Raw genomic sequence first — 13,661 nt, 5'->3', positions numbered from 1 at the left:
CCGGGAGAAGACGCGACAGACGGGCCGAGCAATACGTCTGCCGCAACTTTAGAGTTCATGCGAACGGTCACACGGATGTGACCATTACAGGCCCCGGCACTTGTGTCGGGGCCTGTTCTATTTTGGGCAATACCAATGTGGGAGCGAGCCTGCTCGCGAATGCGAAGTCTCAGCCGACAAGTTCGTCAGTAGACAGACCGTATTCGCGAGCAGGCTCGCTCCCACAGGGTGAATTTCGTTCGGCTTAGTTACCGCGTTTGCTGTTGATCTGCCGCAGGCGATTGCCTTCGAAGCGCAGGTATTGATACATGCCGTTGTTCGGGCCGTAGGTCCATTCCTCGACCTGAAACTCTTCGCGGCGATTGGCGCTGCGCTTGTAGCCGAGCACATCGCGACTGACCGGCTCGCCGCATTTTTGCAGCACCTCGCTGGCGCGGTCGCCGAGGCTGATCAACTGGCTGCCGCAGCGCAATGTATCCGAAGCCGACGCGTGGCCGGCGGCGCAGGTCAGCGCGAGCACAGCCAGCCAGTTACGCACGGTCATTCGGCATCCAGGTGCATTTGCGTCACCACGCGGCCATCGCTTTCGGCCTCGCCGAGGTTGGCGTCGATGAAGTACACGCGGTCATCTTCGAGCTTGCCCTTGTCGACCAGGTAATCCTTGATGGTGCTGGCGCGATCCTGGCCCAACTGTCGCAACAGCACCTCGCTGCCGCTCCAGAACGCGATCACGCCTTGGCGCATTTTCGCCGTGCGCTCTTCCTTGCCGAAGTCTTTCCATTCTGCCGGTGGCTGGGTTTTCAGGCGGGTGCGGTAAATCCCTTCGAGCAATGCGCCTTTCTCGCCTTCGGGCACTTGCAGCAGCGAGGCCTGGGCCGGGACCTTGTCGCCACGGCGCTGGAGCATCTTGTAGTAGTTGTATTGGTATTCGCGTTCCAGACGTTGCTCGGCGAGCAGTGGCCCATCACTGCTCTTCGCGGCAGTGCCTTCGATTTCCAGACGCAGCGCCGGACGTTCCTTGAGCGCTTGCGACAGTTTCACCAGCGCTGCTTCGGCGTCTTTGCTCAGATCGCTGGAGCCCGGCGCGAAGGACACCGTGCCGAGGTCTTCGGAGCCGCCGCCACTGACCAGCCCGCCGATCATCTTGAACGGCGCGGCGGCAGCTTTGACGATCAAATTGCGCAGGGTCTGCCAGACGATCGGCATGACGCTGAACTGCGGATTATTCAGGTCGCCGGTCACTGGCAACTCGATGGAGATCTTGCCATCGACGTCCTTGAGCAGGGCGATCGCCAGTTTCAGCGGCAGACTCACTGCATCAGGGCTGTCGACCTTCTCGCCCAGTTGCAGCTGCTCGACGACGACTTTGTTCTCGGCTTTCAGTTGGCCTTTGGTGATCAGGTAGTGCAGATCGAGGTTGAGCCGGCCCTTGCGGATGCGGTAGCCGGCGAACTTGCCGGAGTAGGGCGTCAGGGTCGTCAGTTCGACGCGCTTGAAGCTGGTGGCGATGTCGAGGCTGGCCATCGGGTCGAACGGATTGACCGCACCCTTGATGGTCACCGGCGCATAACGGTCGACCTTGCCTTTGATGTCAACGCTGGCCGGTTTTGCCTGACGGCTGTCGATGGTGCCGATCTGACCGTTGAGCTGCTGCACGGCGGTGGCGAAATTCGGCGTCAGGCTGAAGTCGGCAAAGTTGGCCGAGCCGTCGTTGATCGCAATCGCACCGATGTGAATGCCCAGTGGTTTGTCCTTGCTGGCCGGTTTGGCTCCGGCAGGTTTGGTGCCGCTGTCGGCCGGTTGCGGGATCAGCAGGTCGTCGACGTTGGTGGTGCGATCGTCGTTGATCATGAAGCGCACATACGGCTGCAACAGGTTGACCTTGTCGATCGACAGGCTGTCGCCGTGCTGATAGTTGATGCCGTCGACCACGACTTGCTGCCATTTGAGGAAGTCGCGGGTCTTCAGCGTATCGAGGGTGTGCAGTTGATCGATCTGCGCGCGGCCGGTAACACTGAGGGCCAGTGGCTCGGTGCTCTTCAGGTTGACCTTGAGGTCACTGCCGAGCATGCCGCTGCGCAGTTCCAGGCGAATGAACGGGTTGATGTAGGACTGCGCGACACGCAGGTCGACGTCCTCGGTTTTCACGTTGAGCTGTGCGTTGACCGGGGCCAGATTGACCGTACCGTCGGCGCTGATCTTGCCTTGCTTGCCCAGGCCGCTGTCGAGCTTGAGCTTGAAAGGCGAGCCGTTGAGGCTGTCGAAATCCTGCAGGTCGACGTTCAGCGGGGTGATGTCCAGCGCCACCGCCGGTTGCGCCGAGCGGTCGGCGAGATGGACCGTGTAGTTGCGCAGTTGCACATCCTTGACCAGCACCTGCCATGGCTTGCTCGGGGCGCTTGGCTCAGGTTTCGGCGAGTCGGCGGCGGCCGGTGTATCCGTAGGTTCTGCAGCCGCTTTGGCAGCCGGTTTCGACGGTTGGCTGGCGAACAGCTTCTGCCAGTCCAACTGGCCGTCGGCTTCCAGCGCCGCCCAGGTTTCCAGTTTGTTGCTGCGGATCTTGCCGACCACCACCTGCTGCTTGGCCAGGTCGAGCGAGGTTTCGCTGACGTCGAGGCGTTCGAGCCTGGCCAGCGGACGTCCGTCCGGGGCCTTGATGGCGAACGGCGCAATGCTCACCGCGACGTTGTTCAGCAGCAGTTCGGTCTGTTTTGACAGGTTGAGTTTGTACTCGGTGCTGAGGCTGACCACGCCGTTTTCCAGTACCAGCGGCACGGCGTCACGCACGTAGGGCCAGAAGGATTTCATCTGGCCATCGGTGACTTTCAGGGTGCCTTCGGAGGTGAACGGGATCAGGCTGAAATTGCCGGTCCAGTCGATCCGCCCGCCAGCGGGGCCGATGGCGACGAGGGTCATGTCGGCGCTGTCCTCGGGCAGGGTGCTGAGGTTTTTCAGCTCGAAACTGAGGTCGTCGTAAAGAAATTCGATCGGCTCACTGGGCCGCATATCCTCGAAATGCACCACGCCGCCGGCCAGTTTGATGTTGTCGATACGCAGCGGGAATGGCTTGGCGTCGGGATCGGCGGGTGTCGGCTCGCTCGGCGGCAGGTTGAACAGGCCCAGCAGGTTGAGCTTGCCGTCCTTGGCGAAGAGGATTTCGCTTTTGGGTTTGTCCAGTTCGATGTCGGACAGGTGCAGGGCCTTGGTCCAGAGGCTGTCGATTTGCAGGTTGGCATAGAGGCGATCGAAGCCGACCTGCTCCTTGCCCGGCTCGCCGATGACCAGGCCCCACAGGGAAACTTCCAGGCTGAACGGGTTGAGTTCGATGCGCTGCAGATGCGCCGGCACCGTCGCGTAGTTGGCCAGTTGCTGGTTGGCCACGCGCAAGGCAATGCCCGGCAGGATCAGAAACCCCAGCAGGCTGTAGAGGGCCAGGGCTGTCAGCAGTGCGCCAATCGCGCGAATCAATCCTTTGGGCATGTGCGGCTTCATCTGTCTGAATCGGAGTGCCTTGGAGTATGGCACGCGATTCTGGTTCCGAAGTGCTTGATGTGGGACAGGATTGTTCAGAAATTTCTGTAGGAACAGATCTCCCTTGTGGGAGCGAGCCTGCTCGCGAATGCGCTGGTTCAGTGAAAAACAAGTCGACTGACACTGCGCTTTCGCGAGCAGGCTCGCTCCCACAGGGGAATGTAATCGCTCATGCCGGAGGGATCACAGCTGCAAGATCAGCGTTTTCAACGGTGGCTGCTGGTCCTGCGAGGGGAAGTCGGCGCCCGGGGTCATCACGCTCCATTCGCGCACCGGGCGGCCGGCTTTTTCGGCGCAGCGCAGCACTTGTTCGCGCCAGTCGTCCATGCTGACTTTCGCCAGGTTGTTGCAGCAGATCAGCACGCCATCGTCGGCGGTGGTCAGCAGCGCCGGTTTGAGCAGGCTCTGATAATCGCGTAGCAGGTCGACGGTGCCGAATGCGCTTTTGGCCCACGCCGGCGGATCGAGCAGGACCAGATCGTATTGTCGCTGTTCGAGGCGCTGATAGCTCGGCAACTTCTGCCCGCGCCGCTGACTGATCGGCAGGCCAGCGAGCTGGCGGATTGCCGGAAAGTAATCGGACTGAATGAATTGCATCTCCGGCAGATGCGGATTGAGCAAACCATTCTCCCGACCGACCGCCAGATTGCCCTCGGCAAAATCGAGGTTGCACACCTCGCGCGCACCGCCCGCCGCCGCACTGAGGCCAACGCCGCAGGTGTAGGCGAACAGGTTGAGCACGCTTTTGCCTTGCGCGTGATCCTTGACCCAGCCACGGGTGTTGCGCAGGTCGAGGAACAGCAGCGGATCCTGCCCGGCATGACGCCCACGCACGCGGTAGTTCAGACCCCATTCATGCCCGACCAGATCGGCCAGTGCGGCGTCATCGGCTTTATAGACGCTGTCCTCGCGATCGATCCGCGAGTTGCCACGGGAGCGGTCGTTGTAGACCAGCAGGCTGTCGAAGCCCAGCGTCTGGTTGACCATGGCGTGCAGTTGCAGCAGATCATCACGTTCGAGCGTCTGGTGAAAACTCTGCACCAGCAGTTGCGGGCCGTAGCGGTCGATGGTCAGGCCGCCGGCACCTTCCTGGCTGCCATGGAACAAGCGATAGCAATCGGTGCTCTGGCTGTGCAGCGCAGCGAGCAAGTCCTGGCGTTGATCGAGGGCGGCGCGCAGCGCCTGATTCAAGGAAGACATGCGGGCGCCTTGCTGAGGGGAATTGGGGCGCGGGAGTTTAACAGTTTGCCGGGTGATCGCGTGATGGCCTTCGCGAGCAGGCTCGCTGCCACATGTGCAATGCGATCACCTGTGGCAGCGAGCCTGCTCTTGAATCTATTGATTCAAACGTTTATCAACGAGGTCCTGCACCACACTCGGATCAGCCAGCGTCGAAGTATCGCCCAGACTGTCGAGCTCATTGCAGGCAATCTTGCGCAGAATCCGCCGCATGATCTTGCCCGAACGGGTCTTTGGCAGCGCCGGCGCCCACTGGATCAGGTCCGGTTTGGCGAAGCTGCCGATCTCCTTGCTGACATGCGCCAACAGGTCTTTCTTCAGCTCTTCGTTGGCCTCGGTGCCATTCATTGGCGTGACGAACGCGTAGATGCCCTGGCCTTTGACATCGTGGGGATAACCGACCACGGCGGCCTCGGCGATGCTGTCGTGCAGCACCAGGGCGCTTTCCACTTCGGCGGTGCCAATGCGGTGGCCGGAGACGTTGATCACGTCGTCGATGCGTCCGGTGATCCAGTAATCGCCGTCCTCGTCGCGGCGGGCGCCGTCGCCGGTGAAGTAATAGCCGGGGTAGGGTTTGAAGTAGGTGTCGATCATCCGCTGCGGATCGCCGTAGACGCTGCGAATCTGCGCCGGCCAGCTGGATTTGATCGCCAGCACGCCACTGCCGGCGCCTTTGATTTCCTTGCCGACTTCGTCAAGCAACACCGGTTGCACGCCAAACATCGGTTGCGTCGCGCAGCCGGGTTTGATCCGCTGCGCGCTGACCAGCGGGCTGAGCATGATGCCGCCGGTTTCGGTCTGCCACCAGGTGTCGACGATCGGGCAGCGCTGTTCACCGACAGCATTGAAATACCATTCCCACGCTTCCGGATTGATCGGCTCACCGACGCTGCCGAGCAATCTGAGGCTGGCGCGCGACGTTTCCTTCAACGGTCCGGCGCCTTCGCGCATCAGCGCGCGCAGGGCGGTGGGTGCGGTGTAGAAAATGTTGACCTTGTGCTTGTCGATGACCTGCCAGAAGCGCGAACTGCTCGGGTAGCTCGGCACGCCTTCGAACATCAGGGTGGTCGCACCGTTGGCCAGCGGCCCGTAGACGATGTAACTGTGGCCGGTGACCCAGCCGACGTCGGCGGTGCACCAGAACACTTCGCCGTCGCGGTAATCCAGCACGTACTTGAAGGTCATTGCTGCTTGCAGCAGGTAGCCGCCGGTGGTGTGCAGCACGCCTTTGGGTTTGCCGGTGCTGCCGGAGGTGTAGAGGATGAACAGCGGGTCTTCAGCGTCCATCGGTTCCGGCGGGCAGTCGTCGCTGACCTCGCGCACGGCCTGGTGATACCAGAGGTCACGGCCTTCGACCCAATCGACCTGGCCCTGAGTGCGCTCGACCACCACGACGGTGCTGACGTTCGGGCAACTTTGCAGGGCTTTGTCGACGTTGTTTTTCAGCGGCACGAAGCGGCCGCCGCGCACGCCTTCATCGGCGGTGATCACGGTACGGCAGTCGGCGTCGAGGATTCGATCACGCAAGGAATCCGGGGAAAATCCGCCAAACACTACCGAATGGATCGCACCGATTCGCGCGCAGGCGAGCATGGCGTAGGCGGCTTCGGGGATCATCGGCATGTAGATGCACACCCGGTCGCCTTTCTTCACGCCACGGCTTTTCAGCACGTTGGCCAGACGGCAGACGTGGTGATGGAGTTTGTTGTAAGTGATCTGCGCCGATTCGGCAGGGTCGTCGCCTTCCCAGAGCAGGGCGGTCTGCTCGCCACGGAGCTTGAGGTGACGGTCGATGCAGTTGTAACTGACGTTGAGCTTGCCGCCGGCAAACCAGGCGGCTTCACCGGTTTTCAGGTCATAGCGCTGAACGGTCTGCCACGGCGTGCTCCAATCGAGGAAACGCGTGGCCTGCTCGGCCCAGAAGGCACTGGGGTGCTCAATCGATTCGCGGTACAGGCGCCGATACTCGTCCTGGCTCAACTGAGCGGCCTGGCGCACGGCATCGGCTTTGGGGAACGTGCTGATATCGAACATGACGGTTCCTTATTCTTGTGGTGCGACACGAACAAAGATGCGCCGAGCGCTGCACAGGTTCAAGTCATGCGCCAAAACAACTGTGGGAGCGAGCCAGTTTGCGAAGGCGCAGTGTCAGTCAACGAAGGTGTTGAATGAAAAACCGCTTTCGCGAGCAGGCTCGCTCCCACAGGGGCACAGCGTTGTGCCGACGGCTTTTATCAGCCGCGGTGACGCCCGCGGAAGTAGTTGATCAGGCCCTGAGTCGAGGCATCGTCAGCCACGGTCTCGTCGCTGCCGACCAGACGGTTGTAGACGCCTTTGCCCAATTCCTTGCCCAGTTCCACACCCCACTGGTCGAAGGCGTTGATGCCCCAGACCACGCTTTGCACGAACACTTTGTGCTCATACATCGCAACCAGCGCGCCGAGGCGACGCGGGCTGATGCGTTCGACCACCAGGGTGTTGCTCGGACGATTGCCCGGGATCACCTTGTGCGGCGCAAGTTTGCGCACGTCGTCTTCGCCCATGCCTTTGTCGCGCAGTTCGGCTTCAGCTTCCGGCAGGGTCTTGCCGAGCATCAGCGCCTGGCTCTGCGACAGGCAGTTGGCGTACAGCCACTGGTGATGGTCGGAAACCGGGTTGAAGCTGACGATCGGCACGATGAAGTCGGCCGGGATCAGTTGGGTGCCCTGGTGCAGCAACTGGTGGTAAGCGTGCTGACCGTTGCAGCCGACGCCGCCCCAGATCACCGGGCCGGTATCGGTCGACACCGAGGTGCCGTCCTGACGCACGCTCTTGCCGTTGGACTCCATGTCCAGCTGTTGCAAGTGCTTGGTGATGTTGCGCAGGTAGTGGTCGTACGGCAGGATCGCGTGGCTTTGCGCACCCCAGAAGTTGCCATACCAGACGCCGAGCAGGGCCAGCAGCACCGGCATGTTCTGTTCGAACGGCGCGGTCTGGAAATGCTGGTCCATGGTGTAGGCACCGGACAGCAGTTCCTTGAAGTTGGACATGCCGATGGCCAGCGCAATCGGCAAACCGATCGCCGACCACAGCGAGTAGCGCCCGCCGACCCAGTCCCACATCGGGAAGATGTTTTCTTCGCGAATCCCGAAAGCCACAGCGGCGGCGTTGTTGCTCGACACAGCGATGAAGTGGCGATACAGCTCGGCTTCCGAGCCGCCCTGCGCCAGGTACCAGGCGCGTGCGGCCTGCGCGTTTTTCAACGTTTCGAGAGTGTTGAACGACTTCGACGAAACGATGAACAGCGTGGTCTCGGCGCGCAGTTTCTGCGTCAGCTCGTGGAATTCGCTGCCGTCGATGTTTGCCAGATAGTGGCAACGTACGCCTTTCTGCGCGTAGGACAGCAGTGCTTCGGAGACCAGCTCAGGACCGAGGAACGAACCACCGATGCCGATGTTGACCACGTCGGTGATCGGCTTCTCGGTGTAACCACGCCACAAGCCATCGTGAATGCGGCCGACGAGATCGGTGATCTGGTTCAGCACCTTGTGCACTTCCGGCATCACGTTGACGCCGTTGACCGACAACTTGTCGCCGACCGGGCGGCGCAGGGCGGTGTGCAGTGCCGGGCGGCCTTCGGAGGCGTTGACGATTTCGCCGTCGAACAGCGCTTTGATCGCGCCCTTCAGATCGACTTCATTGGCCAGGCCCACGAGCAGGTTGCGGGTCTCGGCGTTGATCAAATTCTTCGAATAGTCGAGAAACAGACCGCAGCTACTGAGGGTGAACTGATTGAAACGCTGCGGATCGGCGTTGAAGGCTTCGCGCATGCTGAAATCCTGCATGGCTTGGCGGTGATCTTTCAACGCTTGCCAGGCGGGCAGAGCGGTAACGTCGTGAGGAGTGCGGTAGTACGCCATCGCTGCGGTTTTCCTTTTTACTTGAACGGCCTTTTGAACACGGTACAGATCAACCACGGGTTTTTAGCGCATGGGATCAACTGCGTCGACACGAGATCTGGACACAGGGCGAATACAGTAAACCTCGCGCTGCGTTCTGTCTTGACTTTGTCTGACCAGATCCCTGTACTTTTTTAACATCCGTTGAAGAATCTGGCCGACAAACGGAGGTGCCCGGAACACTTTCGCCCAACCGTCATGCGCCGAAAACACCTGTGGGAGCGAGCCTGCTCGCGAAGGCGTGGTGTCAGGCAACTTATAAGTCGCTGATACACCGCCTTGGCGAGCAGGCTCGCTCCCACAGGGAAAATTCGTTGCTGCTTAAATCGGGCTATCGAGATTCAGGTGCAGGTTGTCGATCAGCCGCGTAGTGCCGAGGAACGCCGCTGCCAGAATCACCAGATCGCCATCCTCCGCCGTCGCCGGACGCCACGTCAGGCCATGACGGATTTCCAGATAGTCCGGACGCAGCCCCGCCGCTTCCAGCACCTGCAACTGCGCAGTGATCAGCGCCGGGTAATCGCGCTCACCTTGCTTGATCGCTTCGGCAATGCTGCTCAGCACGCGATACACCACCGGTGCCACGGCGCGCTGGTCTTCATTGAGGAAGCCGTTGCGCGACGACAGCGCCAAGCCATCCGCTGCACGCACGGTCGGCTCGCCGATGATCTGGATCGGCATGTTCAGGTCATGCACCAGTGCGCGGATCACCGCCAGTTGCTGGTAATCCTTCTGGCCGAAGATCGCCAGATCCGGCTGGACCATGTTGAACAGCTTGCTGACCACCGTCGCCACACCTTCAAAGTGCCCCGGACGGCTGGCACCACACAGGCCTTCGGACAATTGCGGCACGCTGACCCGGGTTTGTCCGGCCATGCCGTCCGGGTACATCTCTTCAACCGTCGGCGCAAACAGCAGGTCGCAACCGGCTTCGAGAAGCTTTTCCTGATCGGCGGCGAGGGTGCGCGGGTATTTGTCGAGGTCTTCGCCGGCGCCGAATTGCAGCGGGTTGACGAAAATACTCGCAACCACGAAATCGACTCGCTGGGTAGCTTTGGTGATCAGTGCGACGTGGCCGCTGTGCAGGTTGCCCATGGTCGGCACGAAGCCGATGCGCTTGCCTTCACTGCGCGCGCGGGCGACGGCGGCGCGCAGTTCGCGTACGGTTTTGACGGTGTTCATGCAGAGAATCCGTGTTCGATGCCGGGGAACGTGGTGGCTTTGACTTCGCTGACGTAAGCCTTCAGCGCGGACTGGATGCTGTCCTGACCTTGCATGAAGTTCTTGACGAATTTGGGTACGCGGCCGGTGATCGACAGGCCGAGCATGTCGTGCAATACCAGTACCTGGCCGTCGGTGGCGTTGCCGGCACCGATACCGATCACCGGAATGCTCACGGCCTGGCTGATTTCTGCCGCCAGTTCGCTCGGCACGCACTCGAGCAACAGCATGGCCGCACCGGCCTGCTCCAGCGCGATCGCATCGGCACGCATCTGCCGCGCCTGATTCTCGTTGCGGCCCTGCACTTTATAGCCACCGAGAATGTTCACTGCTTGCGGGGTCAGGCCCATATGCGCGCACACCGGCACACCGCGCTCGGCGAGCAGACGGATCGACTCCGCCAGCCACAGCTGACCTTCGACCTTGACCATGTGCGCGCCGGCCTGCATCAGCATGGCGCTGTTGGTCATGGTCTGTTCGAGGGTGGCGTTGGCCATGAACGGCAGGTCGGCGAGGATCAGGGCATCGCCATTGCCACGCTTGACGCTGGCGACGTGATAGGCCATTTCCGCCGTGGTCACCGGCAGGGTGCTGTCATGACCCTGCAGAACCATGCCGAGGGAGTCGCCGACCAGCAGCACTTCGACACCGGCCTCGTTGCAGGCGTGGGCGAAGGTCGCGTCATAGCAGGTCAGCATGGTGATTTTTTCACCTTTCTGCTTGAGGCTCTGGAGCGTGGTCAGGGTGATGGCTGGCATGTAAAAAATCCTCGTTCAGGCGCTCTGGAAACTGCTGCGAGTCACGCGCGTGATTCTTCATCTACTCAGGCGCACGGTCTTGTGTCGTGCTTTGAAAGGCCTGGATTGCGCCCGTTCATACCGGGTTGGCGGCAGCGGGACGCCTATAGTCGTGATGAGCCAACAGGAAGTCAATTGCGTGTGTTACCGCATTGTTACGCGGGCGGTGTTACCGGCGTTACTGATGCGATTCAGCGGCGCGGCGGGCCTGATTCGGGGGATTTTTGTCTGACAAAAACTGGAGATTGGCAGGTGACCTGTGGCGAGGGGATTTATCCCCGTTGGACTGCGAAGCAGGCCCAAATCTGAACTAGCTGTACACAACATGGGGCCGCTCCGCGACCCAACGGGGATAAATCCCCTCGCCACATAACCACATTTCACAGAAGATTTTTGTCAGGGCTGGGAGAGGCGTTCGAGGCCGACGAACGGGCAGGCGGCCAGCAGGGCGGGAAGGGCGCGGCCATCGGCGAGACGCAGATCCTGCGGCGCCAGCTCAGCCAAGGGATAGAGAACGAACGCCCGCTCCTGAATCTGGTAATGCGGGACCTTCAGCCGTGGCTCATCGATCAGGCGATCGCCGAACAGCAGAATATCCAGATCCAGCGTGCGAGGCCCCCAGCGCTCAAGACGCTCGCGGCCCTGAGCGTTTTCGATCGCTTGCAAGGCGTCGAGCAGCTCGATCGGTGCGAGCGAACTGTCGAGGGCGGCGACGGCGTTGGTGTAACGCGGCTGGTCCGGCAGCAGCGAATCGCTTTGATAAAAGGCTGACACGCCGGCAAGACTTGTTTGCGGCAATTGGCCCAGCGCCGCGATGGCGCTGCGCAACTGGTCGGCCGGGTCAGCGAGGTTGCTGCCCAGGCCGATGTAGATGCGTTCCATCGCTTACTCGCCCGTCGCGCTCGAAGCACCGGCGCGCTTGCGCTTGGAACCGCCGCTGCGGCGACGTTTGCGCGGTGCGCCGCTGGCATCGTCGCCCTTGCCGCTGAGGTCGCGGATCATGTCGCGACGCTCGCTGTCATTGGCGTCCTGATAATCGGTCCACCATTCGCCGAGGCCATCGGTCTCCTCGCCGGCGCTTTCACGCAGCAGGAGGAAATCGTAACCGGCACGGAAGCGCGGGTTGTCCAGCAACAGATCGGCGCGTTTGCCACTGCGCCGTGGCAGGCGTTCCTGCATGTCCCAGATTTCGCGGATCGGCATGGTGAAGCGCTTCGGAATCGCGATGCGCTGGCACTGTTCGGCGATCAGCTCATGAGCCGCTTCCTGCATCGCCGGAATCGGCGGCATGCCACGTTCCTGCAGACGCAACACTCGCGCCGGCAGCGCCGGCCAGAGCAGTGCGGCAAAGAGGAACGCCGGGGTCACCGGTTTGTTCTGCTTGATGCGCAGGTCGGTGTTGGTCAGTGCTTCGCTGATCAGCGTATGGGTGTATTCCGGGTTGTATTCCAGCGCCTCGGCACTGGCCGGGAACAGCGGGGCGAACAGTTGCAAATCAACCAGCATTTCAAAGGTGATCGCGCCGTGCCCGGAGAGGAACAGCTTGAGCACTTCTTCGAACAGCCGCGCCGACGGAATCTCGCGCAGCATCGGCGCCAGCTCACGGATCGGCTGCACGGTGTGCTTCTCGATGCCGAAGTTGAGCTTGGCGGCGAAACGCACGGCCCGCAGCATGCGCACCGGGTCTTCCTGGTAACGCTGCTTCGGGTCGCCGATCAGGCGGATCAGGTGATTGCGGATGTCGTGCACGCCGTTGGCGTAATCGAGAATGCGCTCACTGACCGGATCGTAATACAGGGCGTTGATGGTGAAGTCGCGACGTTGCGCGTCTTCTTCCAGGGTGCCGTAGACGTTGTCGCGCAGAATGCGCCCGCTCTCGTTGCGCGAAGACTGGTTGCTGTCTTCGTCGTCTTCGTTGACCGGGTGATTGGCGCGGAAGGTCGCGACTTCAATGATTTCGCGACCGAAATGGATGTGCACCAGCTTGAACCGGCGGCCGATGATCCGCGCATTGCGGAATTCGGCACGCACCTGCTCGGGGGTGGCGCTGGTGGCGACGTCGAAGTCCTTGGGCGTGATGCCCAGCAGCATGTCACGCACGCAACCACCGACCAGATAAGCTTGGTAACCGGCACCTTGCAGGCGTTCGACGATATTCACCGCATAGCGGCTGAACTGCGTTTTCTGCAGCGAATGTTGGCCGCTGTTGAGCACTTCAGGGGTGCTGCGGATGTGTTGCGTACGACGCACGGGAGTTCGGAATGACTGGAACAGCTTCTTCAGCATGGGATGCACTGTTTGAAGGAATGTTCGGCCATACCAAAAGAATGACCGCATGATGGGCGCAGATTCTAGCATTTAGTCGGGGGATGGTGTAGGACGCAGCAGATATGAGCTGCAAGCCGCAAGCTGCAAGGGTCGAACGCGGGAAAGCAGGGGGATTTCACGGAGGGGAGAAACTACAAGGGGAGCCGAAGCTCCCCAAGAAGTAGTTGCGTGCTCTTTTTATTATTGATTCGGGCTTCTTGTTTTTGTTGAGTGCCCTCGCCACGAAGTGTTTCCTTCGTGACCCTCCCAATCGGGAGCCAAGAGCAAACGGATTGCTTTGGTCGCTGAATTGCAGTGATCTCTCGATCCAACCAGTACAGGCTCTGTCTTAGGACAGTTTTTGTTGTTCTCGGCCTGGTCGTGGGGCAAGCCCCAAATACAACGCCTCTCCAAAAGAATCAGTTAGCTGCGCCTCTCGCCGTCTTGTTTTTATTGTGCGTGAGTCGATTCGTCTTATTTTTATTGTCTTGTGCATTGCTTGTTATTGTTCTTGTACCAAACATATAGCAGGGTGCGTGCCAACTTTTGCCAAGCCCAGTAAAACAAGGGGTTAGGTCGATATAACCGTTTTGCAGGGGCGAAAAAAAGCCGGGGTTTCGTTACCGAT

9 protein-coding genes are annotated in these 13,661 nt (G+C 60.8%); all 9 read right to left on the bottom strand.

From position 1 onward, the window contains the following. Positions 1–244 precede the first annotated feature (244 nt). Positions 245–544 carry a DUF2845 domain-containing protein gene (locus OC605_RS03795; RefSeq protein WP_039761633.1) on the bottom strand — a complete coding sequence of 100 codons (300 nt, stop codon included), beginning with the start codon at positions 542–544 and terminating at the stop codon, positions 245–247. Then, positions 541–3,492: a DUF748 domain-containing protein gene (locus OC605_RS03790; protein WP_262136337.1), complete on the bottom strand. Its 2,952-nt coding sequence runs from the start codon at positions 3,490–3,492 to the stop codon at positions 541–543. The genes OC605_RS03795 and OC605_RS03790 overlap by 4 nt, the downstream gene beginning before the upstream one ends. 222 nt (positions 3,493–3,714) lie before the next feature. Beyond that, positions 3,715–4,731 (bottom strand): class I SAM-dependent rRNA methyltransferase, encoded by a 1,017-nt coding sequence (locus tag OC605_RS03785; RefSeq protein ID WP_262136336.1) that lies wholly within the window; start codon positions 4,729–4,731, stop codon positions 3,715–3,717. 135 nt (positions 4,732–4,866) lie between these two features. Further along, positions 4,867–6,804: an acetate--CoA ligase gene (acs, locus tag OC605_RS03780; protein WP_186569363.1), complete on the bottom strand. Its 1,938-nt coding sequence runs from the start codon at positions 6,802–6,804 to the stop codon at positions 4,867–4,869. A 200-nt stretch (positions 6,805–7,004) separates the two neighbouring features. Further along, positions 7,005–8,669 carry a glucose-6-phosphate isomerase gene (gene pgi / locus OC605_RS03775; RefSeq protein WP_016773160.1) on the bottom strand — a complete coding sequence of 555 codons (1,665 nt, stop codon included), beginning with the start codon at positions 8,667–8,669 and terminating at the stop codon, positions 7,005–7,007. 360 nt (positions 8,670–9,029) lie between these two features. After that, positions 9,030–9,890, bottom strand: coding sequence for a pantoate--beta-alanine ligase (panC, locus tag OC605_RS03770; protein WP_262136335.1), 861 nt, complete (start codon positions 9,888–9,890; stop codon positions 9,030–9,032). Beyond that, on the bottom strand, positions 9,887–10,687 hold the full coding sequence (panB, locus tag OC605_RS03765; RefSeq protein ID WP_071173624.1) for a 3-methyl-2-oxobutanoate hydroxymethyltransferase: 801 nt from the start codon (positions 10,685–10,687) through the stop codon (positions 9,887–9,889). The genes panC and panB overlap by 4 nt, the downstream gene beginning before the upstream one ends. Positions 10,688–11,122: 435 nt before the next feature. Further along, entirely contained in the window at positions 11,123–11,608 is a 486-nt protein-coding gene (gene folK / locus OC605_RS03760) for a 2-amino-4-hydroxy-6-hydroxymethyldihydropteridine diphosphokinase (protein WP_262136334.1), read from the bottom strand. Positions 11,609–11,611: 3 nt separating this feature from the next. Then, positions 11,612–13,012, bottom strand: coding sequence for a polynucleotide adenylyltransferase PcnB (locus OC605_RS03755; protein ID WP_016773164.1), 1,401 nt, complete (start codon positions 13,010–13,012; stop codon positions 11,612–11,614). Positions 13,013–13,661: the final 649 nt, after the last annotated feature.

This window comes from Pseudomonas sp. Marseille-Q5117, assembly GCF_946901175.1.
GTDB lineage: Bacteria > Pseudomonadota > Gammaproteobacteria > Pseudomonadales > Pseudomonadaceae > Aquipseudomonas > Aquipseudomonas iranensis.
Note: the sequence above shows the minus strand (reverse complement) of the source record. Positions and strands in the feature narration are given on the sequence as shown.

What these genes read in the sequence shown, in the direction of transcription:
- panB (WP_071173624.1), bottom strand. Translation starts at nt 10,687, where the DNA reads ATGCCAGCCATCACCCTGACCACGCTCCAGAGCCTCAAGCAGAAAGGT.
- OC605_RS03755 (WP_016773164.1), bottom strand. Translation starts at nt 13,012, where the DNA reads ATGCTGAAGAAGCTGTTCCAGTCATTCCGAACTCCCGTGCGTCGTACG.
- OC605_RS03795 (WP_039761633.1), bottom strand. Translation starts at nt 544, where the DNA reads ATGACCGTGCGTAACTGGCTGGCTGTGCTCGCGCTGACCTGCGCCGCC.
- pgi (WP_016773160.1), bottom strand. Translation starts at nt 8,669, where the DNA reads ATGGCGTACTACCGCACTCCTCACGACGTTACCGCTCTGCCCGCCTGG.
- folK (WP_262136334.1), bottom strand. Translation starts at nt 11,608, where the DNA reads ATGGAACGCATCTACATCGGCCTGGGCAGCAACCTCGCTGACCCGGCC.
- OC605_RS03785 (WP_262136336.1), bottom strand. Translation starts at nt 4,731, where the DNA reads ATGTCTTCCTTGAATCAGGCGCTGCGCGCCGCCCTCGATCAACGCCAG.
- acs (WP_186569363.1), bottom strand. Translation starts at nt 6,804, where the DNA reads ATGTTCGATATCAGCACGTTCCCCAAAGCCGATGCCGTGCGCCAGGCC.
- panC (WP_262136335.1), bottom strand. Translation starts at nt 9,890, where the DNA reads ATGAACACCGTCAAAACCGTACGCGAACTGCGCGCCGCCGTCGCCCGC.
- OC605_RS03790 (WP_262136337.1), bottom strand. Translation starts at nt 3,492, where the DNA reads ATGAAGCCGCACATGCCCAAAGGATTGATTCGCGCGATTGGCGCACTG.